General features: G+C 55.9%; 25 protein-coding genes. 5 read left to right on the top strand and 20 right to left on the bottom strand.

Features of this window, described 5'->3' with window-relative positions:
• Position 1: 1 nt before the first annotated feature.
• Together PZBJ_RS18225 and yfbV are read right to left on the bottom strand one after the other, a co-directional pair.
• Positions 2 to 496, bottom strand: a complete 495-nt coding sequence (locus PZBJ_RS18225) for a YfbU family protein (RefSeq protein WP_101763651.1) — start codon at positions 494 to 496, stop codon at positions 2 to 4.
• Between the two features lie 150 nt (positions 497 to 646).
• A complete protein-coding gene (gene yfbV / locus PZBJ_RS18220; protein WP_101763650.1) occupies positions 647 to 1,099 on the bottom strand; it encodes a terminus macrodomain insulation protein YfbV in 453 nt (150 codons plus the stop codon).
• A 339-nt stretch (positions 1,100 to 1,438) separates the two neighbouring features.
• On the opposite strand from yfbV, the gene ackA reads away from it, so the two are divergent.
• The 3 genes from ackA (at position 1,439) to PZBJ_RS18205 (ending at position 6,248) form a co-directional block, all read left to right on the top strand.
• Entirely contained in the window at positions 1,439 to 2,641 is a 1,203-nt protein-coding gene (gene ackA / locus PZBJ_RS18215) for an acetate kinase (RefSeq protein WP_101763649.1), read from the top strand.
• Positions 2,642 to 2,714: 73 nt separating this feature from the next.
• The gene (pta, locus tag PZBJ_RS18210; RefSeq protein WP_176971183.1) at positions 2,715 to 4,859 is read left to right on the top strand and encodes a phosphate acetyltransferase; all 2,145 of its coding nucleotides are present in this window, start codon (positions 2,715 to 2,717) and stop codon (positions 4,857 to 4,859) included.
• A 129-nt stretch (positions 4,860 to 4,988) separates the two neighbouring features.
• Positions 4,989 to 6,248, top strand: coding sequence for a 4-aminobutyrate--2-oxoglutarate transaminase (locus PZBJ_RS18205; RefSeq protein WP_101763647.1), 1,260 nt, complete (start codon positions 4,989 to 4,991; stop codon positions 6,246 to 6,248).
• 46 nt (positions 6,249 to 6,294) lie between these two features.
• Here PZBJ_RS18205 and yfcD read toward each other — a convergent pair whose 3' ends face one another.
• Entirely contained in the window at positions 6,295 to 6,840 is a 546-nt protein-coding gene (yfcD, locus tag PZBJ_RS18200) for an NUDIX hydrolase YfcD (protein ID WP_007889295.1), read from the bottom strand.
• 111 nt (positions 6,841 to 6,951) lie between these two features.
• The gene (gene yfcF / locus PZBJ_RS18195; protein WP_008105173.1) at positions 6,952 to 7,593 is read right to left on the bottom strand and encodes a glutathione transferase; all 642 of its coding nucleotides are present in this window, start codon (positions 7,591 to 7,593) and stop codon (positions 6,952 to 6,954) included.
• Positions 7,594 to 7,797: 204 nt separating this feature from the next.
• On the opposite strand from yfcF, the gene PZBJ_RS18190 reads away from it, so the two are divergent.
• On the top strand, positions 7,798 to 8,691 hold the full coding sequence (locus tag PZBJ_RS18190; protein WP_101763646.1) for a TIGR01777 family oxidoreductase: 894 nt from the start codon (positions 7,798 to 7,800) through the stop codon (positions 8,689 to 8,691).
• A 32-nt stretch (positions 8,692 to 8,723) separates the two neighbouring features.
• On the opposite strand, the gene PZBJ_RS18185 is transcribed toward PZBJ_RS18190, so the two are convergent.
• Genes PZBJ_RS18185 through dalD form a run of 3 tightly spaced genes read right to left on the bottom strand, consistent with a single transcriptional unit; the run spans position 8,724 to position 12,901 of the window.
• Positions 8,724 to 10,004, bottom strand: coding sequence for an MFS transporter (locus PZBJ_RS18185; protein WP_101763645.1), 1,281 nt, complete (start codon positions 10,002 to 10,004; stop codon positions 8,724 to 8,726).
• A 22-nt stretch (positions 10,005 to 10,026) separates the two neighbouring features.
• Positions 10,027 to 11,496 carry a xylulokinase gene (xylB, locus tag PZBJ_RS18180; protein WP_101763644.1) on the bottom strand — a complete coding sequence of 490 codons (1,470 nt, stop codon included), beginning with the start codon at positions 11,494 to 11,496 and terminating at the stop codon, positions 10,027 to 10,029.
• 10 nt (positions 11,497 to 11,506) lie between these two features.
• Entirely contained in the window at positions 11,507 to 12,901 is a 1,395-nt protein-coding gene (gene dalD, locus PZBJ_RS18175) for a D-arabinitol 4-dehydrogenase (protein WP_101763643.1), read from the bottom strand.
• A gap of 195 nt (positions 12,902 to 13,096) precedes the next feature.
• Between dalD and PZBJ_RS18170 the strand changes: the two genes are divergently transcribed.
• Positions 13,097 to 14,044, top strand: a complete 948-nt coding sequence (locus PZBJ_RS18170; protein ID WP_101763642.1) for a sugar-binding transcriptional regulator — start codon at positions 13,097 to 13,099, stop codon at positions 14,042 to 14,044.
• Between the two features lie 198 nt (positions 14,045 to 14,242).
• Here PZBJ_RS18170 and hisP read toward each other — a convergent pair whose 3' ends face one another.
• The 13 genes from hisP to PZBJ_RS18105 form a co-directional block, all read right to left on the bottom strand.
• Positions 14,243 to 15,016 carry a histidine ABC transporter ATP-binding protein HisP gene (gene hisP, locus PZBJ_RS18165; RefSeq protein WP_101763641.1) on the bottom strand — a complete coding sequence of 258 codons (774 nt, stop codon included), beginning with the start codon at positions 15,014 to 15,016 and terminating at the stop codon, positions 14,243 to 14,245.
• An 8-nt stretch (positions 15,017 to 15,024) separates the two neighbouring features.
• Positions 15,025 to 15,741 carry an ABC transporter permease gene (locus PZBJ_RS18160; protein ID WP_008105190.1) on the bottom strand — a complete coding sequence of 239 codons (717 nt, stop codon included), beginning with the start codon at positions 15,739 to 15,741 and terminating at the stop codon, positions 15,025 to 15,027.
• Positions 15,738 to 16,424 (bottom strand): histidine ABC transporter permease HisQ, encoded by a 687-nt coding sequence (locus tag PZBJ_RS18155; protein WP_008105192.1) that lies wholly within the window; start codon positions 16,422 to 16,424, stop codon positions 15,738 to 15,740. Before PZBJ_RS18155 ends, PZBJ_RS18160 begins: the two co-directional genes overlap by 4 nt.
• Positions 16,425 to 16,618: 194 nt before the next feature.
• Positions 16,619 to 17,401, bottom strand: a complete 783-nt coding sequence (argT, locus tag PZBJ_RS18150) for a lysine/arginine/ornithine ABC transporter substrate-binding protein ArgT (RefSeq protein ID WP_101763640.1) — start codon at positions 17,399 to 17,401, stop codon at positions 16,619 to 16,621.
• A 278-nt stretch (positions 17,402 to 17,679) separates the two neighbouring features.
• Positions 17,680 to 18,249 carry a UbiX family flavin prenyltransferase gene (locus PZBJ_RS18145; protein ID WP_061717852.1) on the bottom strand — a complete coding sequence of 190 codons (570 nt, stop codon included), beginning with the start codon at positions 18,247 to 18,249 and terminating at the stop codon, positions 17,680 to 17,682.
• A 116-nt stretch (positions 18,250 to 18,365) separates the two neighbouring features.
• Positions 18,366 to 19,883: an amidophosphoribosyltransferase gene (gene purF / locus PZBJ_RS18140; protein WP_101763639.1), complete on the bottom strand. Its 1,518-nt coding sequence runs from the start codon at positions 19,881 to 19,883 to the stop codon at positions 18,366 to 18,368.
• A gap of 36 nt (positions 19,884 to 19,919) precedes the next feature.
• Complete coding sequence (gene cvpA / locus PZBJ_RS18135) at positions 19,920 to 20,405, bottom strand: colicin V production protein (protein ID WP_064739347.1); 486 nt, start codon at positions 20,403 to 20,405, stop codon at positions 19,920 to 19,922.
• Between the two features lie 250 nt (positions 20,406 to 20,655).
• Entirely contained in the window at positions 20,656 to 21,405 is a 750-nt protein-coding gene (dedD, locus tag PZBJ_RS18130) for a cell division protein DedD (protein ID WP_101763638.1), read from the bottom strand.
• Positions 21,395 to 22,660, bottom strand: a complete 1,266-nt coding sequence (gene folC, locus PZBJ_RS18125; RefSeq protein ID WP_101763637.1) for a bifunctional tetrahydrofolate synthase/dihydrofolate synthase — start codon at positions 22,658 to 22,660, stop codon at positions 21,395 to 21,397. The genes dedD and folC overlap by 11 nt, the downstream gene beginning before the upstream one ends.
• A 126-nt stretch (positions 22,661 to 22,786) precedes the next feature.
• Positions 22,787 to 23,695: an acetyl-CoA carboxylase, carboxyltransferase subunit beta gene (accD, locus tag PZBJ_RS18120; RefSeq protein WP_008105205.1), complete on the bottom strand. Its 909-nt coding sequence runs from the start codon at positions 23,693 to 23,695 to the stop codon at positions 22,787 to 22,789.
• A 132-nt stretch (positions 23,696 to 23,827) separates the two neighbouring features.
• Positions 23,828 to 24,481 (bottom strand): DedA family protein, encoded by a 654-nt coding sequence (locus tag PZBJ_RS18115; protein WP_101763636.1) that lies wholly within the window; start codon positions 24,479 to 24,481, stop codon positions 23,828 to 23,830.
• 36 nt (positions 24,482 to 24,517) lie between these two features.
• Complete coding sequence (truA, locus tag PZBJ_RS18110; RefSeq protein ID WP_101763635.1) at positions 24,518 to 25,324, bottom strand: tRNA pseudouridine(38-40) synthase TruA; 807 nt, start codon at positions 25,322 to 25,324, stop codon at positions 24,518 to 24,520.
• Entirely contained in the window at positions 25,324 to 26,334 is a 1,011-nt protein-coding gene (locus PZBJ_RS18105) for an aspartate-semialdehyde dehydrogenase (protein WP_101763634.1), read from the bottom strand. Before PZBJ_RS18105 ends, truA begins: the two co-directional genes overlap by 1 nt.
• Positions 26,335 to 26,343: the final 9 nt, after the last annotated feature.

Raw genomic sequence — 26,343 nt, 5'->3', positions numbered from 1 at the left:
TTCAGGCATTGATAATCTGCGCGATCTCATTCGCGCTAAGATGATATTGACGCGGACAAGTGTGCCACACCGTAAGCATGCGTTGGTATTTTTCCCACATCGGCGTTTGGGCATTGAAGCCGTGTGTGCCGGAATCAAAATGGGTATAGCGCCCTTCTACGTTCACCATAAAACGCACGTAGCCGAGATAACGCGCTTCGGTGGCCGCATCAAAGCCGAGAAACGCCAGGCGACGCTCATCAATCGCGCTGCCATCTTTGAGGTTCGACCACGAAACATGCAGCGCATGATGCATTTCCATAATATCGATCAGTGAGCGACAGGTCGCTTCGGTTAGCTCGCCGAATTCCTTATCGAGTTCGCGTAACTGTAAGCCATAGCCGCGTTCAATAATGGTTTGATAACGACGATAGCGCTCGGCGTTATCGGGTTCCAGCATGGCCATCATTTTGTATTGATTGGAGAGGATCAATCGTTGTGCGTGGGTCATTTCCATGGTTTGCTCCCGGGCCAGGCGGCCGCTTAAGATTTAAACAATGAAGAAATGATTACACAAGGAGAGTGATGCGTGTATGTCCGCACCACTTTTCTTTGATTTGAACCGGGATTTGGCTCAAATTCTCTGGCAGGTAAAAGCGTCCGCGGATCAAAGATCGTCGAGGAAAGTGCGATCAAGCTGTTTAAACGCGCGCTTCAGCACATCGGCGAGCGACTGATATGTCGGCTTACCGTCAACGGGTGCAATCGCCTGCCCCGCTTCTTGCAGTTTGGTACGCACTTCATGGAACCACTGCAGCAGCGTCGGCGGCAACGGCGTTACCGAACGTTTACCTAACCACCATAATCCTTGCATCGGCAGGCTGCAGGCAAACAGCGCGGTGGCAATTGCTGGACCAAGTTGTCCCCCCATCGCGATTTGCCACGTTAGGGTGAAAATCGCCAGCGGCGGCATAAAGCGAATGGCAAAACGCGTTGCATTCACCACGCGATTTTCAGGAAATACCGGCGCCAGGCGCTTGTCTGCAGGCCAGGTCTTCATGTATCGCTGTCCGCGCTGGAACAAGCCGAACCAGCCGGGTTTGTCTGTCTCATTCGCCATGATAGACCTCAACTAAATCTGCAATATTTAAAATAAACCGATAACTACACAACTTTACGTGACATCCTTCAAAAGTTTTTGTCTTTGCGGGTGACAGTGAGTATTCTGACGCCGTTTGAGTAACATTACCGGAAGCTTTAGCTCAATAAAAGAGCGGCCAGAGCCATGTTTCGCTAAGTGCTTATCAAAAATAAGCGTAAAATCACCAAAATTTTTTGCATGTCACTGAATTTTTGACTAGCACATGATGTTTATCATTAACCTACCAGCTTTCATGGGCTACGCTGTTAGTCTGATTGCGTTTTTTTTAGCCACTATTTAACAAAAATAGGTACTTCCATGTCGACGAAGTTAGTTCTGGTTCTGAACTGCGGCAGTTCTTCACTTAAGTTTGCCATCCTTAACCCTGTTACCGGCGACGAATACCTCTCCGGTTTGGCTGAATGTTTCCATTTACCGGAAGCACGTATTAAGTGGAAACTGGACGGCAGCAAACAAGAAGCTCAGCTTGGCGCGGGTGCGGCACACAGCGAAGCACTGAATTTCATGGTCAAAACTATTCTGGCACAAAAACCAGAGCTTTCGGCACAAATCGCTGCAATCGGCCATCGTATTGTTCACGGCGGCGAGCAGCTGACCAAATCGGTCATCATCGACGAATCAGTTATTCAGGGCATCAAAGACGCCTCTTCTTTTGCGCCGCTGCACAATCCTGCGCATCTGATCGGTATAGATGAAGCGCTGAAAAATTTCCCGCATCTTTCTGATAAAAATGTCGCGGTTTTTGACACCGCATTCCATCAGACAATGCCGGAAGAGTCCTATCTCTATGCTCTGCCGTACAAATTGTATAAAGAGCACGGCGTTCGTCGCTACGGCGCACACGGCACCAGCCACTACTATGTGACGCAGGAAGCCGCGAAAATGCTGAACAAACCCGTTAGCGAACTGAACGTCATCACCTGCCACTTGGGTAATGGCGGTTCCGTTTCTGCTATTCGCAATGGTCAGTGTGTTGATACTTCCATGGGCCTGACGCCATTGGAAGGTTTGGTGATGGGCACGCGCAGTGGCGACATCGATCCTGCGATTATCTTCTTCCTGCATGATGCCCTGGGCATGAGCGTTGATGCCATCAATAAGTTGCTGACCAAAGAGTCTGGCCTGTTAGGTCTGACCGAAGTCACCAGCGACTGCCGCTATGTGGAAGACAACTACAGCACCAAAGAAGATGCTAAGCGTGCGATGGATGTGTTCTGCCACCGCCTGGCGAAATACATCGGCAGCTACACTGCGCTGATGGAAGGCCGTCTGGACGCCGTGGTCTTCACCGGTGGTATCGGTGAAAACGCGGCGATGGTGCGCGAGCTGGCGCTGCAGAAACTGGGTCTGCTCGGCTTCGAAGTCGATCACGAGCGCAACCTGGCAGCACGCTTCGGCAAATCGGGTTTCATCAACAAAGAAGGCACGCGCCCAGCCGTGGTGATCCCAACCAACGAAGAGTTGGTGATTGCTCAAGACGCCGCGCGTCTCACCGCTTAAAAACACTTCTCTCCGTCAGCTTAGGCTGACGGAGTTGTTTTAGACAGTCTGCAACACCTGAGAGGTTTCTATCGTGTCACGTACAATTATGCTCATTCCTACCGGCACCAGCGTCGGTCTGACCAGCGTCAGCCTCGGCGTGATCCGTGCCATGGAGCGCAAAGGCGTGCGCCTGAGCGTATTCAAGCCAATTGCCCAGCCACGTGCGGGTGGCGATGCGCCAGACCAAACCACCAGCATTATCCGTAAAAGCTCCGCGATTCCTGCCGCAGAACCGCTGCAGATGTCACGCGTTGAGTCGCTGCTTGGATCTAACCAGCAAGACGTGTTGATGGAAGAGATCATTGCCAACTATCACGCAAACGCTAAAGACGCGGAAGTAGTGCTGGTTGAAGGTCTGGTCCCCACGCGTAAACATCAGTTCGCATCTGCTCTGAACTATGAGATCGCTAAAACCCTGAACGCCGAAATCGTCTTCGTCATGGCGCTGGGCAACGATTCTCCGGCGCAGCTCAAAGAGCGTATCGAACTGACGCAAAGCAGCTTTGGCGGTAGCAAAAACAAAAACATCACTGGCGTGATCATCAACAAACTGAATGCGCCGGTGGATGAGCAAGGTCGTACGCGCCCGGATCTGTCAGAAATTTTTGATGACTCCTCTAAAGCCAGCATCGCCAACATCGATCCAAAGCAGCTGTTTGCCAACAGTCCGCTGCCGGTGCTGGGTTGTGTACCGTGGAGCTTTGATCTGATCGCCACTCGCGCCATCGATATGTGCCGTCACCTGAACGCCGATATCATCAACGAAGGTGAAATCCAGACGCGCCGTGTGAAATCTGTCACCTTCTGTGCGCGTAGCATTCCACACATGCTGGAGCACTTCCGTCCGGGTTCACTGCTGGTAACCTCCGCCGATCGTCCTGATGTACTGGTTGCCGCCTGTTTGGCCGCGATGAACGGCGTAGAAATAGGTGCAGTGCTGTTGACCGGTGGCTATCAGATTGAAGCGCCCATCGCACGCCTGTGCGAACGTGCGTTCCAGACCGGCCTGCCGGTGTTTATGGTGAAAACCAACACCTGGCAGACGTCGCTTAGCCTACAAAGCTTCAACCTCGAAGTCCCGACTGACGATACGCAGCGCATCGAGAAAGTGCAGGAGTACGTAGCTAGCTTCATTAACGAAGATTGGGTGGAATCGCTGACCGCCACGTCCGAGCGCAGCCGTCGCCTGTCTCCACCGGCATTCCGCTACCAACTCACCGAGCTGGCGCGCAAAGCCGGCAAACGCATCGTGCTGCCAGAAGGCGACGAGCCGCGTACCGTCAAAGCGGCAGCAATTTGCGCCGAACGCGGCATCGCTACCTGTGTGCTGCTCGGCAATCCGGAAGAGATTCAGCGTGTTGCGGCGGCGCAGGGTGTTGAACTTGGCACAGGCATCGTGATCGTGGATCCAGAAGTGGTACGCGAAAACTACGTGCCACGTTTGGTTGAGCTGCGTAAGAGCAAAGGCATGACCGAAGTGGTGGCGCAGGAGCAGCTGGAAGACAACGTGGTGCTCGGCACCATGATGCTGGAGAGCGGCGAAGTTGACGGTCTGGTCTCCGGCGCGGTTCACACCACTGCGAATACCATTCGTCCACCGCTACAGCTGATCAAAACCGCGCCAAACAGCTCGCTGGTGTCGTCGGTGTTCTTCATGCTGCTGCCGGAGCAGGTTCTGGTGTATGGCGACTGCGCCATCAACCCGGATCCCAATCCAGAACAGCTGGCAGAGATCGCGATTCAGTCTGCCGACTCAGCTAAAGCCTTCGGTATCGATCCACGCGTCGCGATGATCTCCTACTCAACCGGTAACTCCGGTGCCGGTAGCGACGTAGAGAAAGTACGTGAAGCCACGCGCATCGCGCAGGAAAAACGCCCGGATCTGGTGATCGATGGTCCGCTGCAGTACGACGCCGCGATTATGGAAGACGTCGCCAAATCCAAAGCGCCAAACTCTGCGGTTGCCGGCCGCGCTACCGTGTTCATCTTCCCGGATCTGAACACCGGTAACACCACTTACAAAGCGGTACAGCGTTCTGCCGATCTGATCTCCATCGGACCGATGCTGCAAGGCATGCGTAAGCCGGTGAACGACCTGTCGCGCGGCGCACTGGTGGATGATATCGTCTACACCATCGCATTGACGGCGATTCAATCGCAGCAGGCCGAAGGCTAATCCCCTTCCCCGCCCGCCAAAAAAGCATGCACTTCGGTGCGTGCTTTTTTTTTGCTCCGCACTTCACTGGCATAAACCTCACGCTGCGCTAACACTGATTGAAGTCTGCCGCTAATTGCGAGGTGAATAATGAGCAACAGTGATGTGCACCGCCGTCGTTTACAAGCCACGCCGCGCGGCGTAGGTGTGATGTGTGATTTCTATGCGGTGAAAGCCGAGAATGCCACGGTTTGGGATCAGCATGGCCGCGAATACACCGATTTTGCCGCAGGCATCGCGGTGCTTAACACCGGGCATCGTCACCCGAAAGTGATGGCTGCGGTGCAACAGCAGCTTGAATGCTTTACCCACACCGCATTTCAAATCATCCCTTATGAGAACTACATTCATCTCGCTGAGCGACTAAATGCGCTGGTGCCGATTAGCGGGCCGGTGAAAACCACCTTTTTCTCAACCGGTGCTGAAGCGGTCGAAAACGCGGTCAAAATCGCGCGTTCGGCCACCGGTCGGCCCGGCATCATCGCCTTCACCGGCGCGTTTCATGGCCGCACCAATATGACAATGTCGCTGACCGGGAAAGTGGTGCCATATAAAACCGGCTTCGGCCCCTTCGCCAGCCCGGTGTTTCACGCGCGCTATCCCAACGCGCTGCACAAGGTCAGCGTGAGCGATGCGCTCGACAGCCTGGAAGCGATTTTCCGCAGCGATATCAGCCCGCAGCAGGTGGCAGCCATTATCTTTGAACCGGTTCAGGGCGAAGGCGGTTTCTACGGTGCGCCGCCAGAGTTTGTCGTTGCGCTGCGGGAGTTGTGCGATCGCCACGGCATACTGCTGATCGCCGATGAGATCCAGAGCGGTTTCGCACGCACCGGCAAGCTGTTCGCCAGCAACTATTACGTCGTGCAGCCCGATATCATCACCATGGCGAAAAGTCTGGCCGGTGGTTTCCCGCTCTCGGCGGTATCGGGACGCGCAGAAGTCATGGATGCGCCAGAACCCGGCGGCCTGGGCGGAACCTATGCTGGCAGTCCACCGGCGATTGCGGCGGCGCTGGCGGTGTTAGACATTATCGAAGAAGAGGCGCTGTGCAGCCGCGCCAACCAGCTTGGCAGCCGATTAAAACAGACGTTGCAGCGAGCAGATTGTAAAGCGCTGGCGGAAATTCGTGGTTATGGCTCAATGATGGCGGCGGAATTCAATGATGCGGCGGGCAAGCCGTCGGCGGAGATTGCCAAAGCTATTCAGCAGCAGGCGCTGGAAAAAGGTTTGATTCTGCTAACCTGTGGCGTGTACGGCAACGTGATCCGCTTCCTCTATCCGCTGACTATTCCCGATGCGCAGTTCGAGGATGCGTTGGCACTGTTGGCGGGGATTCTGCGGGAACATTAACAATGTTGTGTATAAGGTCGCCAAAAATGGCGACCTTACGGCAAGATTACGCTTCGCTGCTCTGTTTACGACGTGCAGCATCACTGTTTCGGCTCAGCCACAGCGACAGCGCCTTAAGCGAATCATCGGTGAACTCGTCACAGCGCGCGGTGATCTCTTCCGGCGTCATCCAGAAGATCTCATCCACTTCCTCTTCCTGCATGGCAAACGGGCCATGGGAAACGCAGCTGAACAGCCCGCCCCATACGCGGCAATGCTGATCTTCAAAATAGAACTGGCCGTGTTCGGCGAATGGAACGGCCGCGATACCCAATTCCTCTTCCGCTTCACGACGCGCCGATTCCAGCAGGTCTTCCCCACTCTGCACCACGCCACCGGCAGTGGCGTCCAGCATACCCGGCATGAAGTCTTTGATTTCAGTACGACGCTGCACCAGAATTTTGCCCATACCATCGTGCACCACAATATAAGTAGCGCGATGACGCAGACACTGCGCACGCATCTGCGCACGGCTGGCCTGCGCAATGACTTCGTTCTCTTCGTTAACGATATCAACCCACTCGATACCGTCACCTGCCGTTTGATCCACCATCCGTAACCCTTTTCTGTTTTCGGCGTGCCCAGCACGCGCCTGTTTGCCATGCTTTATTAGAATGAGCGGTAAGGTAAAGCGTTCTTTTCGCCATCGCAAGGCGCATCGTGCTCAGCGGGTTTTACCCGATTCCGCTAACCAGAGTTGCACCGAAGCACGCTGCCACTGGAACTCCGCATAGTGTTGTAGCTTCACCGGCAGCGCATCGCCGTGCAGCGCCAGGCGATTAATCATCACGGCTAAATCGGTATCCGCAATCGACCATTCGCCAAACAGATTTTGCTGTCCATCAGGCAAAAGGCGCTGCACCGCAGCAATGAGTTTGTTGGCAGCTTGCTCACCCGCCGGCGTAAGCGGCGCAAAGCGTTCGCCAGCGAACAGCACTTCGGTTGGACGCTCCGAGCGTAGCGCCATTAAGTCGCTGCGCAGCCATGCCTGCACTTCGCGCGCATGCGCCCGTTTCTCACGATCGCGCGGATAGAGCCGCTCGAACTCTGGCGCCGGAAAACGCTCTTCCAGGTACTCAGCAATCGCTGAAGATTCCGTCAGCAGCACATCATCGATTTGCAGCGTCGGCACGCGGCAGGTCAGCGACAGCGCGCGGTATTCCTCATCCCACTGCGCATTCTGCGATAAATCGACGCGCTTAAGGGTGAAGGGAATGCCCTTCTCGGTGAGCGCAACATAAACCGACATGGCGTAAGGGCTGAAAAAGCAAGAATCTGACCACAAAGTAATGGTTGGATAATTCATTGGCTGCCTCAGAAAAGCGTCAGGTGTGCATCATGTTTACCGATTTTTATTTATTAAGGCAATGGTGCGCTGGTCGGATCTTTAGCGGCTAAGACCAGCGCTGACTTTTCCTTTTTCTTCATAAGAGTAAGCCGAGTCACGCCGCGCGCACGCTTCTCTTCTATGCTCAATCTGAGCAGATAAAAAATGACAAGGAGGCTCAACATGCATTTACTGATCACCGGCGGCACCGGCCTGATTGGCCGCCATCTGATTCCGCGTCTGTTGCAGCTTGGCCATCAGGTGAGCGTCGTCACGCGCGATGTCGCCGCCGCACGCGAGAAACTCGACGCCAGCGTGGCGCTGTGGTCCGGCATCAATCAGCAAACCGATTTAAACGGTATTGATGGTGTGATTAATCTTGCGGGCGAACCGATCGCCGATAAACGCTGGACCGAACAGCAGAAGCAGCGGCTGTGCGAAAGCCGCTGGCAGATCACCGAGCAGCTGGTGTCGCTGATTCACGCCAGTAGCAATCCCCCGCAATTTTTGATTTCCGGCTCGGCTACCGGCTTTTATGGCGATACCGGCGACTTAGTGCTGACCGAAGAGGATCCGGGCCAGGATGAATTTACTCATACGCTGTGCGCACGTTGGGAACAATTGGCGTTAACTGCACAGAGCGATCGCACGCGCGTCTGTTTGCTGCGCACCGGCGTGGTGCTGGCGAAAGAAGGCGGCGCGTTATCGAAGATGAAACTGCCGTTTAAGCTTGGCGTAGGCGGTCCGATTGGTAGCGGCAAACAGTATTTACCGTGGATTCACATCGACGATTTGGTTAACGCGCTGCTGTGGTTGATCGATCACTCTGAACTGCGCGGCCCGTTCAACATGGTTGCGCCCTATGCGGTGCGCAATGAGCAGTTCGCCGCCACGCTCGGCCATGTGATGCATCGCCCAGCCTTTATGCGCACGCCCGCCAGCGCCATCAAGCTGATGATGGGCGAATCAGCGGTACTGGTGCTCGGCGGCCAACATGTGTTGCCGAAGCGCCTGGAAGAGTCAGGCTTTGGTTTTCGCTGGTACGATTTGGAGGAAGCGTTGCGGGATGTCGTGTAGGGGCGCCATTAATGGCGCCCGCCTATCACAGATTAACTCCTTTGCTGCGCCACGCGTGATTTCACTGCCGCCGGTTCATGCGTATGTCCCGGCTGCGGCACGCGGATGATAAAGGTCAGCACGCCAGCAAACACGTACAGCGCGGTATACGCCCACACCACGCCGACGATATCGAAAAATGGCAGCAACAACGACGCAATCGCGGGCGCGACAAAATTACTCAGTCCGGCCGACAGGTTATAAATCGACACGGCGGCGCCTTTGTGATGCGGCTCCAGTGTCGGAAACACTGCGGTCATCGGCACGAAGGCGGCGACAAAAATTCCTAACATCACCGCCGGAATCAGCGCCACCCAGAAGTTATGTCCGGCATACAGCGGCAGGTAGTAAAACGCCAGACTGGAGATGGCCATACCGAGACAGCCAAACCAGCGCACCTGACGGACCCAACCCAGCTTCTCGCCGGTAATGCCCCAGAAGATGTTGGTAAAAATGGTAACGAAGAAGAACACCGCCCAGATTTGCAGCCATTCGGAAATGGTAAAACCAAGACGATCAACGAACAGCAGCGGCATGATAATGGCGAAACCAAACAGTGACAGCGTATTAATGATGCGAATCAGGCAGGCATAAAACACGTGCTGGTTGGTAAACAGAATAGTTACCGCCCGCGACATTTCGGTCATTTTATCGCGCATCGGCAAATTGACGCGCGAACGATCAACCGGCACATGGCGCAAGCTGAAATAGGCCAGCACGCCACCACAGGCAACCCAAATAATCGCCAGCCACAGCGTACCGGTTTCGCCGAGCATCGGGATGGTCAGACTCGGTAAATAGCTGCCGACCACACCGATACCGACGGAATACATTGCCCAGAACCAACCGGTGGCTGCCGCCAGTTTTTCACGCGGCAGCACCTGCACCAGCATCATCATGAATGAGTAAATGAATAGCGGATACGCCAGGCCGCGAATGCCGTAAAATAGCACCATCAGCGGATAGTTGCGCATGCCAAGTCCCAGCGACATAAACAGCGTGTGCATGACAATCCACAGCACGAAGCCAATCATCATGGCACGCTGGGGCGTAATCAGTTCCGCTACCACGCCCGATGCCCACGCCGCTAGCGCTGCCGCCAGTCCGTAAAAAGTAAATACTACCGCCGACTGCGCTGGCGTGAAGCCCATATCGGTGATGTGACGCGACAGAAATGCCATTTCAAAGCCGTCACCCGCCATAAAAATAGCGATGGCGAGGAAGCCCCAGAACATCTTTTTCGGTAAGCCAAACCAGTAATCATTCGATTGCATCTCATTCATCCTCTGTCTGGAATTATTCAGGCAACAACACTCGCGCCTGCTGCTGTTGTGCATAGAGCGTGCGGAACAGCTGCAATCGCTGCTGCAGCACCTTGCCGCGCGCAGCATCTGGTTGATATCGCGCCTGCACCGGCGGTTTTAGGCAAACTTCGCTCTCCACACCACCCGCGGCCAGCCACGCCAGACGCGCTGCCCCCAAAGCGCCGGACGCGCTGGCGGGATGCGTGACGATCGGCAGTTGCAGTACATCGGCGATCAACTGCGCCCACAACGTGCTGCGCGCCCCACCGCCGGTCAGGCTGCACTGCTGAATCTGGCGCTGCGCATCACCAAGCACCGCGAACCCGTCGGCCAGACCAAACGCCACGCCTTCAATCACCGCATAGCCGAGCAGCGCACGCGGCGTTTCGTGGCGCAGATTGAAGAAAGAACCGGAGGCGTCAGGATCGTTGTGTGGCGTGCGTTCACCGGAAAGATAGGGCAGGAAAACCGGGGCATGACGCTGCTGCTCTTCGCTGAGCTGTGCCATCTCTTCCATCAGTTGGCTTTCGGTAACGGAGAGCAGATTACACAGCCAGCGCAGGCAGCTGGCGGCGCTGAGCATCACGCTCATCTGGTGCCAGCGTCCGGGCAAGGCGTGACAAAAGGCGTGTACGCCCGATTGCGGATCGGCCAGCAAACGATCGTTGACGACAAAAATCACGCCGGAGGTACCCAGCGAGATAAAAGCATCACCCGGATTAACCGCGCCCACACCAACCGCCGATGCGGCATTGTCGCCACCGCCGCCCGCCACGCAGACCGCGGCCGACAAGCCCCATTCACTTGCCAGATCGGCTTTCAATGGGGCGCTCACCGCGCTGCCTTCCACCAGCGCCGGCATATTGGCGCGCGTGAGACCGGTGATGGCTAACAGTTCGTCGCACCAGTCGCGCTGAGCTACATCGAGCCACAACGTGCCTGCCGCGTCTGAAGGTTCACTGATAAATTGTCCGGTTAAACGCCAGCGCAGGTAATCTTTCGGCAGCAGCACTTTATCGATGCGACGGAAAATCTCAGGCTCATGTTCTGCCACCCAACGCAGTTTAGGTGCGGTGAAGCCCGGCATAATCATATTGCCGCTGAGCTGCATCATTTCCGGATGTTGGGCACTGAGCGCGGCACATTGCGGCGCACTGCGTGTGTCATTCCACAGAATGCACGGGCGCAGCACCTTCCCCTGCGCATCCAGCAGCACCGCGCCGTGCATCTGCCCGGACAAACCCATCGCGCGAATCTCGCTCCAGGCCAGCGCGTCCTGCTGGCGCAATCCAGCAAGGACATCACCGCACGCTTGCCACCAGCGCTCGGGATCCTGTTCTGCCCAGTGCGCATGCGGGCGCTGCACGTTGAGCGTGGCGTGATTCGAGGCAATGATCTCACCCTGCGCATTGATGATCAGCGCTTTGAGCTCGGAGGTGCCAATATCAATCCCAAGATACATAACGCGCTCCTTACACCGCAGCCAGCATGCGTTCTGGCTGTTTCAGCCACAGTTGCAGATCCGCCACGCTGCGCGTCACCAGCGCATGAAACGTCTTGTCCTGTGCCAGTTCGCCAAATAGCGCGCTATCGCTGAGGAAAGCGTTTAGTGCATCGGAGCGGCTAAACTGCTGGCGCAGCGCATCGGCTTGCAGCACGCCATCCTGATAGGTGTAAGGCAAATCATCACTGGCCCAGCGCTGCAGGAACAGGAAGAACAGTGCAGGCAGCACGGCGGTGGCCGCCGGTTCTGCGCCACGCTGATAGCATTCGCGCAGTGTTGGCGTCACCATGCCGGGGATTTTCGACAAACCGTCCGCGCCAACACGTTGATTGGTGTCTTTAATGTAGGGATTGCTAAAACGCGCCAGTACCACATCGCGATAATCGGCTAAATCCAGCGGGCTCGGCGACAGCGATGGCATCACATCCTGGGTCACGTAGTCATAGGCCAGTTGGTAAATCGCTGGCTGACGCGTGCTGTCATCAATGTAATTGAGGCCAATCAACGTGCCTGCCCAGGCAATCGCCGCATGCGTGGCGTTAAGGATGCGGATTTTCGCCTCTTCCCACGGCAATACCGATTCCACCAGCTCAACGCCAACCTTCTCCAGCGCCGGCCGACCGGCAATAAAGTCATCTTCAATCACCCATTGAATAAAGGATTCGGCCATCACCGATGCACCATCCTCTTTACCCGTAGCGGCTTTAACACGCTCAGCCACATCTGGCGTCGGACGCGGCGTAATGCGATCCACCATGGTGTTGGGCGAGGTGGTATTGTCGCGCACCCAATTCGCTAAGGCGTTGTCACCTTTGGCGGTAAGAAACGCGAGGAAGCCGTGACGGAAACGTTCGCCGTTGTGGCGCAGGTTATCGCAGTTGAGCAGCGTAACGGGCGCGCCACCGTTGGCCACGCGCTGCGTGAGGATGCGTGCCAGCGCGCCATAAATCGTGCGGATGTCGCCTTTCACATCGGCCTGCACATCCGGCTGCGTCAGGTCCAGTTCGAATTCCGGTGTCAAATAGTAACCGGCTTCGGTGACGGTAAAACCTATCACGCGGGTTTCACTTTTCGCTCCCTGCTCCACCAGCGCGCTGATGTCGCTATCCCACGGCAGGATTTTGCGCAGTGACGTGATGGTTTCGTAGGCGCGTTCGCCATCGGGTGTAACGGTTTCCAGCACATATTCGCCCTCTTGCGCAGCGAGTTGCTTTAGCAACGGCGCGGCATCATTGCGGATATTGCCGAGGGCAATGCTCCAGCTGTCATCGCCCTGCTCGCGTAGTTTATGCAGATACCACGCCTGATGAGCGCGGTGAAAAGATCCTGCGCCGATATGCATCCACACTGATTGATTGGTCATAGTCGCCTCAAAATAAACATTTGCCACGATTAAGGGCATTTGCCCGATGAGGCGTAGCATAGTGCGAGCGAGCAGCCTTGTTCTGCGAGCTCAATCACAATTAATACTTTTGCTCTTTTTTAGGGCTTTTGCTCAGTTAACACTTCATCGGCATCTCGCGTTAACATGGCGCACCGGTTTTGACGGAACAGCGCGATGAGCAGAGAAGAGAAAAAACAAGAACTGGCAGCACGTGCGGCCTGGATGTATTACGTGGCGGGCGTGACGCAGCAAGAGATTGCACGCGCGTTAGGATTGTCACGTCAGGTGGCGCAGCGATTGGTCTCCAGCGCGCGTGAAATGGGCATGGTGAGCGTAAAGATTGATCATCCGGTTACCCATTGCTTGCATCTGGCGCGCGACGTTCAGGATAAATTTGGCCTGCAACTGTGCCGTGTGGTGCCATCCGCCAATCTGGATGATGACGCTATTCAGCAGATGCTGGCAGTGGAAGGCGCGGCGGTGATGGCGCAATACATCAGCGAGGAGCAGCCGCAGGTATTTGGCATTGGTTCCGGTAAGACGCTGCGCTCGATGATTGATGCACTTCCCTGGGTTGAACGACCGCAGCATCAGTGCGTTTCGATGATTGGTGCGATTGCGCGGGACGACTCGGGTACGCGCTACGACGTGCCGCTGAAGATGGCGGAGAAGATGCAGGGCAAGTATTTCTTCATTCCTGCGCCGCTGTATGCGGATACGCCCGAAGATAAAGAGATGTGGATTCAGCATCAGGTTTATCAGCGCGTGACGTTACGCGCCTTGCAGGCGAATGTGGCCTTCGTTGGCATCGGCGAAGTGCAGCCCGGCTGCCCGCTGCATGCCGAAGGCTTTATCACCGATGCGCAAGTTGCTGCGCTCAACGCGCGCGGCGTGGTGGGCGAAATGCTCGGGCACTTTTTCAATCAGCAAGGTGAACGCGTGTGGGGTGAAACCGATGAACTGCTCACCAGCGTGTTGCTGGAGAGCCAGACGCAACGCCAGATTATTGGCTTTGCCGGCAGCGAGCGTAAATATCCGGCGATTCGCGCGGCGTTGCAGGGCGGCTGGGTGTCAGGTCTGGTGACCGATGAGGATACGGCGCTGAAGTTGTTGCGGGGGTAGAGGGTGCTCGCTGTCCCCCATCCCGGCCTTCCCCCGCCCGCGGGGGAAGGAGACGCTGCCAAATGCCACTTCAACACCCACATACTGCAGCATCTTCCTCCCCCATTTATGGGGGAGGACCGAGGAGGGGGACAGCGAGCGCTGGCCAGGATGGGGGACAGCGAGCACTGGCCAGGATGGGGGACAGCGGGCACAAAACTACTTCAACGATCCCTTCAAAAACTGCTGCAAACGTGGGCTTTTTGGATTGCCGAACAGCTCATCCGGCGTGCCCTGCTCTTCAATTTTGCCCTGATGCAGGAAGATCACATGATTAGAGACGTGACGAGCAAACTCCATCTCATGCGTCACCACCACCATGGTTTTGCCCTCTTCCGCCAGTTTCTGCATAATGCGCAGCACTTCGCCGACCAGTTCTGGATCGAGCGCAGAAGTGGGTTCGTCAAACAGCAACACTTCGGGCTCCATCGCCAACGCCCGCGCAATCGACACGCGCTGCTGCTGACCACCGGAAAGGTGCACCGGATATTTGGCGCGCGCACGTGCATCAATGCCGACTTTATCCAGATACTTGATCGCACGCTCACGCGCTTCCGCCTTGCTCAGCCCCAGCACCTGAATCGGCGCTTCGGTAACGTTGTCCAGCACCGTCATGTGGCTCCACAGGTTGAAGTGCTGAAACACCATGGTCAGGCGCGTGCGCAGCATACGCAGCTGCTCTTTGTTTGCGACTTTCAGTTGACCATCGGTGTCGCGCACCAGATTGATCTGCTGGTTGTTGACCGCAATGGTGCCTTCGCTCGGTTTCTCAAGGAAGTTAATGCAGCGCAAGAAGGTACTTTTCCCGGAACCGGACGAGCCAATAATGCTGATCACATCGCCGGCATTTGCCTGTAGCGATACGCCTTTCAGAACTTCATGTTCACCGTAACGTTTGTGCAGTTCGGTAACGCTTAATTTATTGTCAGCCATAGTGATACTCAATGCGATGAAGAAGGTTTTACGTGCGCCAGGAAGCGTTGTTCAGCTTTGCGGAACAAGCTAATCAGCCCGTAAGAGATAATCAGATACAGCACCGCAGCGATGCCAAACGCGGTAAACGGCTGATAGGTGGCCGAGTTGATATCGCGCGCGATTTTTAACAGATCCGGCACCGTCGCGGTAAACGCCAGCGCGGTGGAGTGCAGCATCAGGATCACTTCATTGCTGTACGCCGGCAGCGCGGTGCGCAGTGCCGACGGCAGAATGATGCAGCGATACAATTTAAACGGTGAGAAGCCATAGGCGCGCGCCGCTTCGATTTCACCGTGCGGCACCGAACGAATCGCACCGGCAAAGATTTCGGTGGTATAGGCGCAGGTGTTCAGCGTGAACGCCAGCAGCGTACAGTTCAATCCACTGCGGAAGAAGGCGTTCAGCAGCTCGGTGCCCTTCACCACTTCCAGCGTGTACATGCCGGAGTAGAACACCAGCAGCTGCACATACAGCGGCGTACCGCGAAATACATAGGTGAACAGCCAAACCGGCGTGGAGATAAAGCGGTTAGAGGAGACGCGCGCAATCGCCAGCAGCACCGCGAGCGAACCGCCAATCACCACCGAGATGATCAATAACCACAGCGTAATCGCGATGCCGGTAAAACGGTAACCATCGGTCCAGAGCAGCTGTTTCCAATACTCCTGAATAATCTCAATCATAGCTCTGCCCTTTTCACACCCACCGTGTAGCGACGTTCAAGCCACCACAGCACGCCATTCGACAGCGTGGTAAACACCAGATAAATCACACCTGCCACAATGGCGAAGTAGAACGGCTGCCAGGTACTTTTACCTGCCAGCTGCGTGGCTTTCACCACATCTTCCAGCCCCAGCAGCGAAACCAGCGCCGTGGCTTTGAGAATAACCTGCCAGTTGTTGCCGATGCCCGGCAGCGCAAAGCGCATCATGGCCGGGAACAGAATGCGACGGAAGGTTTGCGAGCCAGTAAAACCGAAGGCGGTTGCCGCTTCGATCTGCCCTTTTGGCACCGCGAGGAACGCACCACGGAAGGTTTCAGTGAAGTAGGCGCCGTAGATAAAGCCGAGCGTGATGATACCGGCGACCATCGGGTCGATATCAAATTGCGCCAGTCCCAGCGCATCAGTGAGAGTATTCAAGGCGATCTGCAGACCGTAGAAGATCAGCAGCATCAACACCAAATCGGGCACACCGCGGATTAAGGTGGTGTAGCCTTCAAACAACATCGCCAGCGGGCGACTGCGGGAAAGTTTGGCGCCAGCGCCAATCAAGCCGAGCACCACCGCCAGCAACACGGAACTGAGCGCCAGCTCCAGCGTCACAAGGGTGCCCTTGAGGATTACTTCGGAATAGCCATACAACATGGGTTCAATCCTGTCGTGAGGGTAAGTTACAAACGCTGCCCAACTGACGGACAGTCCTAACCGGGGAATTTGAATCGCAGGATGGATGGCGGCAAGCGTATGAAGCCGGGCAGTTTACATAGGTAAGCGCCCGGAGTGAATACTTATGTGCAACCTTCCTGCCTTTCACAGACCAGGATTAGGAAACAGGATAATTAATCGCCGTACACGTTGAAATCAAAGTACTTCTTAGCAATCTTGTCGTAAGTGCCGTCTTTACGCATCTCAACAAAAGCTTTATCGATCGCGGCCTTCAGATCGGCGTCATCTTTACGCAAGCCCATACCGGTACCGACGCCAAAGATCTTGTCGTCTTTCACTGCCGGGCCGGCAAAAGCATATTTAGCGCCAACAGGCTGCTTCAGGAAACCTTCGCTCGCCTGCACTTCGTCCTGGAACGCGGCATCAATACGACCGGCATTCAGATCCTGATACACCAGATCCTGGTTAGCGTAAGGCGTAACGGTGACACCTTTTGGCTGCCAGTACTCTTTTGCATAGGTTTCCTGCGTGGTGCCCTGCAGCAGACCGATGTTTTTCCCTTTCAGGGATTCAATGGTCGGTTGCAGCGTAGAACCTTTCGGTGCCACTAAGCGCGCGTTCGCCGCGTACAGTTTTTCAGAGAAGTTGATCTCTTCCTGACGCTTTTCGGTAATTGACAGAGAAGAGATGATGGCGTCGATCTTCTTCGCTTTCAGCGACGGGATCAGCGCATCGAAATCACTTTCCACATAAGTACATTTTGTCTTGATACGTTTACAAATTTCGTTCGCCAGATCGATATCAAAGCCCACCAGCTGACCTTGCGCGTTTTTTGATTCGAATGGCGGATAAGTCGGGTCAGTTCCAATGCGCAGCGACTGCGGCACAGCGGCGAAGACGCTCGCGCTACTTACCATTGTCAGCATCAGAGAAAGAGCCAGAACTCGCTTTTTCATAGGTAACCCTCAAGTGAAGTGCTTATTGTTATGTGGTGCGTGATGTGTTGGTTTGCGCTGTAAGATTTGCACGTTTCATGCCAGGTGTGCGAATTGGCTAAACGCTGCGCAAGCGCGCTAAATACTGCGCCGGTTAGCGGCGCAAGCACTTAGTTTGTGAGGGAAATATAACAGCGGTGTGAGGAAGAAAAAGCGACATTGTTAACTTTTGGTGCACAAGATGCACGAAGAGTGATCGCACACGCGAATTTGCACACGTGCAGTGCATTAATGCACCATTATGCGCCACTCCAGCGAGTGAAAAGATCTTCTGGCAGCTCAATATCGAACTGATCGAGCACACGATTCACCGTTTGATCGACTAAATCGCCGATCGATTGCGGACGATGATAGAACGCTGGCACCGGCGGCATGATCAGCGCACCCAGCTCTGCGGCGGTGGTCATCATGCGCAGATGTCCCAAATGCAGCGGCGTTTCGCGTACGCACAGCACCAGCTTACGCTGCTCTTTTAGCACCACATCCGCCGCGCGGGTTAGCAGGCTATCGCTGTAGCTGTGCACAATCCCCGACAGGGTTTTCATCGAGCACGGCGCGATCGCCATGCCGAGAGTTTTGTAGGATCCGGATGAGATGCTGGCGGCGATGTCGCGCACATCATGCACCACATCGGCCATCGCCTGCACCTCGCGCAGGCTGAAATCGGTCTCCAGCGCCAGCGTTTGCCGCGCGGCGGGGCTGATCACCAAATGGGTTTCCACCTCCGCCAGCGGTTGCAGCACTTGCAACATGCGCACGCCGTAGATCGCGCCGCTGGCGCCGGAAATACCAATGATCAGTCGTTTCATAATTCAGCCTTGCAGGTTCAGATTGCGGCAATGATAGCGGCTCACTGAACAAAAATACAAAAACAAACAGGGCGGGATTGCGCCCGCCCTGCTTTTACTCTGCCATAACCTCTGGCTTAGCCTTCGTTGTGCAGCTCCAGACCTTCCACTTCTGTCTGACGCGCGATGGCTTTGGAATCGTCATTACGCAGCGACTGCAGATACTCAAGGTACTGTTGATCGACATCTTTGGTGACGTAGATGCCGTTGAATACCGAGCACTCAAAGTTGGCGATATCCGGGTTCTCTTCACGCACCGCTTCAATCAGGTCGTTGAGATCCTGGAAAATCAACGCATCCGCTTTAATCAGCTGGCAGATCTCATTCACTTCACGGCCATGCGCAATCAGTTCGGTAGCGCTCGGCATATCAATGCCATAGACGTTCGGGAAACGGATTTCCGGTGCCGCCGAGGCGAGATAGACTTTTTTCGCGCCCGCTTCACGTGCCATCTCAATGATCTGCTCGGATGTGGTGCCGCGTACGATGGAGTCATCCACCAGCAACACATTCTTATCACGGAACTCAGCACGGTTGGCGTTCAGCTTGCGGCGAACGGCGCTGCGGCGCTGCTGCTGGCCGGGCATGATAAAGGTACGGCCAACGTAGCGGTTCTTCACGAAGCCCTGACGATATGGCTTGTCGAGGATACGTGCGATTTCCAGCGCGATATCGGTTGAGGTTTCCGGAATCGGAATCACCACATCGATATCCAGATCTTCCCACTCGCGGGCAATTTTGTTACCCAACTTGGTGCCCATACGCACGCGTGCGCTGTACACCGAGATTTTGTCGAGGAACGAGTCCGGGCGCGCAAAGTAGACGTATTCAAACAGGCACGGATTGGTTTTCGGGTTCTCAGCGCATTGACGCGTAGAGAGCTGGCCCTGCTCGGTGATGTACACGGCTTCGCCAGGCGCTACGTCACGGATGAACTCGAAGCCCAGCGTATCCAGCGCGACGCTCTCTGACGCCACCATGTATTCGGTGCGGCCATCGGCGATAACGCGCTTGCCCAGCACCAGCGGACGAATACCGTTGGGATCGCGGAAGGCGACCATCCCGTGTCCGATAATCATTGAAACCACTGCGTAAGCGCCGCGCACCTGCTGATGCACAGCCGCCACCGCAGCAAAAATGTTGTCAGCTTCCAGCGGATAGTGCTGAAAACGGTCCAGCTCCTGCGCGAAGATATTCAGCAGGATTTCGGAATCTGAGGTGGTATTAACGTGACGGCGACCCGTTTCGAACAGCTGTTTACGCAGTTCGTGGGCGTTGGTCAGGTTGCCGTTATGCGCCAACGTGATGCCGTAAGGAGAGTTCACGTAGAAAGGTTGCGCTTCAGAGGCGCTGGAGCTGCCTGCCGTTGGGTAGCGCACATGACCAATCCCGATGTTGCCCTGCAGACGCTGCATATGGCGCGCTTCGAACACATCGCTGACCAGGCCGTTGGCTTTACGCAAACGGAAGCAGTTAATAGCATCGATGGTACAAATGCCGGCGGCATCCTGCCCGCGGTGCTGAAGCACCGTTAACGCGTCATAGATTGACTGGTTTACTGGCATGAAACCGGTGATACCAACAATACCGCACATATTGTCATTTCCTCATTAGCCGCACTCCCGATGGTGTCACCGGGGTAAAAAACTCGACGTGCTTTTCAGGTAATCGAAAAACCACCTGATGATGTAACTGAACTGGGGAATGAGTTGCGACTGTTGCCAGTCCGGGCTTTTAGAAAAGCCGGTGAATGTATCGAGAAAGAACAGCATAGCAGACACGATCAGCACACCGCGCAACGCCCCGAAACAGACACCCAACACCCTGTCGGTTCCCGACAAGCCGGTTTTTTCAACCAGCGAGCCGATCACATAGTTCACGATGGCACCCACAATCAGGGTGGCAACAAACAACACCGCGATAGCGATGCCGTTGCGAACCAGTTCGTCGTCAAAACCTGTAAACCAGACTGCAAGGTAGGCGTAATAATGACTGGCGACAAAAAACGCGCATCCCCAGGTAACGAGAGATAAGGCTTCCCGGACAAACCCGCGAATCAGGCTGACCAGAGCCGAAAAACCAACTACCGCAATAATGACGTAATCAATCCAGATCATGAACTCTTCCAGCCCAGTGCTATCGCACCCCTGCATCCAGTTCGGGGCGCATTCTAACAGAAAAAGAAAACGTTTGCGTAGGGTTTTCCGGTTCTGTTTCCGCAAAAAGGGCGATGAAAAAAACTTTCCTCGCCCTGTGTATTATCAGTGATTTAATCCACTGATATTCAATGATTTTCCTGTCGCGCTTCGCTACAAAAATTTTGTAAAGCCGCGCCTTTTTCTGCTATTGGCGCGGCTTATCAGCGCGTTATCGCGCGCTATACGGTTTCACCACGCCACCGAGGCCGGAGATGCTTTGCAACTCACTCAGCGAGCCTTGCAGCTTCGATTTATTGGCATCCGGACCGACGTAAATGCGGGTGATTTGTCCCTGCACCGGCGTAGACGGCACGGTAAAGGCGCGATAACCGGAAAGACGCAGCTGCGCCACAATCTCGCTCACTTTCGCCGCATTCTTCAGCGCTCCGAGCTGCACCACAAATGCCTGACCAGCTGGCGCTGCGGGTTCACTCTGCTTCGGCGTTTCCACCGGTTTCGACTGCTCTACCGGTTTCGGCTGCTCGACGGGCTTCGGCTTAGCTTGCTCCACCGGTTTTGGCTTCGGCTGTTCAACCGGCTTCGGTTTCGGCTGCTCGACCGCTTTTGGCTTCGACTGTTCCACCGGTTTCGGCTGCACTTGCTGATGCACCGGCGGCGGCGTGACCACGCTGGGCTCGCTATTCTGAGTGGGCTGCGCGCTGCCATTAGTGGCGGTTTTACCACCGTTCTGATTCTGGGCCGCGCCCGCCCCTTCCGGCGGCTGCGCCGGCAAGGGTTGCGTCACCGGCGGCACCATTTCGCTATCCTGCTGATCGTCCGGTTTTGGCACCAGCGGAATGGCGGCGAACTCTTCTTTATAATGTTTCTTCTTACCGTCCAGTAGGCCGGGCAAGACGATGACACCAATCGCCACCAGAATGACCGTACCGACTAAGCGATTTTGGAACTTACTTGCCACTGCCGTTCTCCGCTGCCATCGATTCCATAACCTGCGCTACGGTGTGGAAAGAGCCACACACCAGAATCACATCTTCGGGACGCGCCTGCTGACGCGCCGCTTGCCAGGCTGCATCAACGTTGCTGTAAGCCACACCGCCGTCCAGATGAGCCAGCAGCTCATCGGCGGAGGCACCGCGCGGACCGTCGAGCGGCGCGCAGTACCAGCGATCAACCTGTGGTGCCAGCGCCGCCAGCGTGCCCGCGATATCTTTGTCGTGCAGCATGCCGACCACCGCATGCACTTCACCGCTGTGCGGCTCTTCAGCCAGACGCGAAGCCAGATAATAAGCGGCATGCGGATTGTGCGCCACATCGAGAATGACGCGCGGCGCTTCGCTGACGGTCTGGAAACGCCCCGGCAGAATCGCCAGCGGCAGATGCTGACGAATAATCGCTTCGCTTACCGTTAAACCCGACGCACGCAGTGCGGTCAGCGCGGTGGCGGCATTGGGTAACGGCACCTGCGGCAGCGGTAAATCGCGCAGCTCGCCGTGCGCATCCTGCAACGTCCAGCTGGTACCCGTTTGCTGCCACTGCCAGTCGCGATTGCGCTGCAGCAACACCGCACCCTTCTCCGCTGCGACGTCGGCGATGGTGCCCGGCATATCGGCTTCACCGACAATTGCTGGTTTACCTGCGCGGAACACGCCGGCTTTTTCCCGACCGATACTTTCACGATCAGGACCCAGCCAATCGGTGTGATCGAGCGCGATGCTGGTGATCACTGCCACGTCGGCATCGACAATATTGGTGGCATCAAGACGTCCGCCCAGGCCGACTTCAAGGATCACCACGTCGAGATTCGCCGCGCGGAACAGATTGAAGGCCGACAAGGTGCCGAACTCAAAATAGGTCAGTGAAGTGTCACCGCGCCCGGCTTCAATCGCGGCAAAACTGGCGCTGTGCTGCGCTTCATCCAGTTCAGCGCCCTGCACCCGTACACGTTCGGTGTAACGCACCAGATGTGGCGAGCTGTAAACGCCCACGCGATAGCCCGCGGCCATCAATAGCGTTTCCAGCATGCGGCAGGTGGTGCCTTTGCCATTGGTACCGGCGACGGTGAAGACAAAAGGAGCGGGTTTGAGCAGGTCGAGGCGTGCGGCGACGCGTTGAATACGATCCAGACCCAGTTCAATGGCCTGCGAATGCAGATGCTCAAGATAATGAAGCCACGTGGCCAAAGGCGACGTGGCTTGAGGAAGAGATTTGTCCATGTGTCCCGTTCAAAATCAATACATCGAGTAACTTAAGGTCGCGGACCACGTTGGATGCAACCTTAAGTATTCAATGTAGACGGTGCATTGGAGGAAGGAAACATTACTGCCTCATTCCGTTGCCTGTCAGGCTTCGTTGCTCTCCGGCTCAGCCACATTTGGCTGATCACCATCCAGCTGCGGCGCTGGCAGGTTCATCATTTTCGCCAGCAGGCTTGCCAGCTTAAAGCGCATTTCCGGACGACGGATGATCATGTCGATCGCGCCTTTCTCGATCAGGAACTCACTGCGCTGGAAGCCCGGCGGCAGTTTTTCACGCACGGTCTGCTCGATAACGCGTGGACCGGCAAAGCCAATCAGCGCTTTCGGTTCCGCCACGTTGAGATCGCCCAGCATCGCGAAGCTGGCTGAAACGCCGCCCATGGTTGGGTCAGTCAGCACGGAGATGTACGGCAAGCCGCGCTCCTGCATTTTCGCCAGTGCCGCACTGGTTTTCGCCATCTGCATCAGCGACTGCAGCGCTTCCTGCATACGTGCACCGCCTGACGCGGAGAAGCAGATCAGTGGGCAGTTGTCTTCCAACGCCTGCTCAACGCCACGCACAAAGCGCGCGCCAACCACTGAACCCATTGAGCCGCCCATAAAGGAGAACTCAAAGGCCACAGCAACAATTGGCATGCCGTGCAGCGTGCCTTTCATCGCCACCAGCGCATCTTTCTCACCGGTGTCTTTCTGTGCGGCGACCAAACGGTCTTTATACTTCTTCGAGTCGCGGAACTTCAGCAGATCTTTCGGTTCCAGCTCGCTGCCCAGCTCAACCAGCGAACCTTCATCCAGCATGCTATGCAGACGCTCACGGGCGTGCATGCGCATGTGATGGTCGCACTTCGGGCAGACCTCGAGGTTACGCTCCAGCTCGGCGCGGTACAGCACCTGCCCACAACTATCGCACTTGGTCCACACCCCTTCCGGGATGCTGGCTTTGCGCGTTGGCGTGGCAGTGCTTTTATTCAGTATGCGTTCAATCCAGCTCATTGATGACCTTTCTATTTAATGCTGACCTGGTCCAGTCTTCTCATTGCTGCTGAAATCACCTTCAGCAGGCCGTAAATGTCGCTCATTAAACCACAACCCGTTCACGCTGTGGATAAAAATCTGGTAACGAGCTTACTGCGACTTCTGCTGGCGGCGATGACGCCACACTTCAATTACGCCTGGCAGTATAGAAACCACGATGATGCCGACGATCAGCAGCTTCAGGTTCTCCTGCACAACCGGCAGGTCGCCAAACAGGTAACCAGCGTAAGAGAACAGCAGCACCCACAGCAGTGCGCCCGTCACATTGTAGAGCGCGAAGTGGCGATAAGACATGTGTCCCATCCCCGCAACAAAGGGGGCAAAGGTTCGCACGATTGGTACAAAGCGCGCAAGTATAATGGTTTTGCCGCCGTGACGATCGTAGAACGCGTGGGTTTTATCCAGGTAACTGCGACGGAAAATTTTCGAGTTCGGATTGCTGAACAGCTTCTCGCCGAACAGACGCCCAATCGTGTAGTTCACCGCATCACCGAGGATGGCGGCGATCACCAACAGCGTTACCATCAGGTGCACGTTGAGATCGTTCCCCGGCAAGGCCGCCAGCGCACCGGCAACAAACAGCAGGGAATCGCCTGGCAGGAACGGCGTGACCACCAAACCGGTTTCACAGAACAGAATCAGGAACAGAATGGCGTAAATCCAGATGCCGTACTGCGCCACCAGCTCGGCCAAATGCACATCAATATGCAGAATAAAATCGACTAAAAAGTGGATGAAATCCATATAACTACAACTCCCCTAACACCCAACAATTAACGGTTAATCCGCGAGGAACAACGGTCCCAACGCAGGCTGAGGTAATGCAAAGTGGGATGGATAATCCACCGCTACCAGATAAAGGCCTTCGGCTTTGGCGGTCGCCGCCGCCAGCTTACGATCTTTGGCCGCGAGCAGCGTCGCCATCCACTCTTCCGGCTGGTTGCCGGTGCCGATTTCCATCAGGCTGCCGACAATATTACGCACCATGTGATGCACAAATGCATTGGCTTTGATATCCACCACCACATACGGCCCATGACGCGTGACGTTGAGATGCATCACGTTGCGCCAAGGCGTGCGTGACTGACACTGCACCGCGCGGAACGAAGTGAAGTCATTCTCGCCAATCAGCGCCTGACCAGCGCGCTGCATCTTCTCTGCATCCAGCGGATGGTAATAATGGGTAATGCCATTGCCCAGAATCGCCGGACGCAGCCGATGGTTGTAAATCACGTAGCGATAGCGGCGTGCCGTGGCGCTAAAACGCGCATGAAACTCGTCCGGCACCGCTTTCACCCAGCGCACCGCGATGTCATCGGGCAGATTGGCATTCACGCCCAACGTCCAGGCTGCGTCAGCACGCGGTGAGGTGGTTTCGAAATGCACCACTTGTCCGGTGCCATGCACACCAGCATCGGTACGGCCCGCGCAGAACACCACCACCGGATGATCGGCCACTTTCGACAACGCCTTTTCCAGCTTTTCCTGCACGCTGCGCACTTCATTTTGCCGCTGCCAGCCGTAATAACGGCTGCCATCGTATTCAATACCCAACGCCAGCTTAAGCGTTTTCCCTTCAGGCAACATTAATAGAAATACTCCTGCACCAGTTTCTCAGCGGTTTTCACCGCCATCAGTGCACCGCCGAAACGGATGTTGTCTGCCACAGACCAGAACTGCAGCAGCTCTGGGATGCCGTAATCATTGCGCACGCAGCCAATGCTCAGCACGTCGCTGCCGGACGCATCGCCCACCTGCGTGGGGTAATCGCTCTCTTCAGTCAGGTTGATATCACCGGAGCGGCCCAGTTCATCGCGCGCTTCTTCTGCAGAGAGCGGACGCAGATTCTCCACGTGTACGATCTGCGCATTGCCGTAGAACACCGGCGCCTGCACGCTGCTTACCGCGATCGGCAAACCTTCGTCCTGCAGCACTTTACGTACCTGCTCAACCACGCGACGTTCGCTCTCGACGCTGCCATTGCTGTCCGCCAGCAGCGGCAAAATGTTGAACGCCAGCTGGCGGCCAAAATAGTGCGTTTCCGCCGGCACGCCGTTCAGCAAACGCGCACTTTCACCGGCCAAACCATCAACCGCCGCTTTACCATGGCTTGAGGCCGCAATCAGGTTGGTAACCTGCAAACGGCTCAGACCAGCCAGATCCACCAGCGGTTTGATTGAGCACAGCAGCTGGCTTACCAGGCTGTCGGCAACGGTAATGATGTTGCGATTGCGGTAATCCGCCAGCACCTGTGGATTCACATCCGGCACCACCAGCGGCACATCCGGTTCGAGCGCAAACAGATCGCTGCTATCGATCACCAGACAACCCTGGCTGGCGGCTTCTTCGGCATAGCGCGCCGAGGCTTCACGACCCGCAGTGAAGAACGCCAGCTGCACTTGCGTCCAGTCAAATTCGGCCACGTCCTGCACCAGCACGGTACGTCCCTCAAAACGTTTGTTCTCACCGGCACCGTTTTCACTCGCCAGCAAATACAACTCACCAACCGGGAACTGGCGTTCAGCCAGCAGTTCCAGTACAGCGTTCCCTACTGCGCCTGTTGCGCCCAAAAGCGCGATATTCCAGCCGTCAGACATGTTGGTTAC

The sequence above is a fragment of the Pantoea endophytica genome (genome assembly GCF_002858935.1).
Lineage (GTDB): Bacteria > Pseudomonadota > Gammaproteobacteria > Enterobacterales > Enterobacteriaceae > Pantoea > Pantoea leporis.
This window is presented reverse-complemented; position numbering and strand designations above follow the sequence as displayed.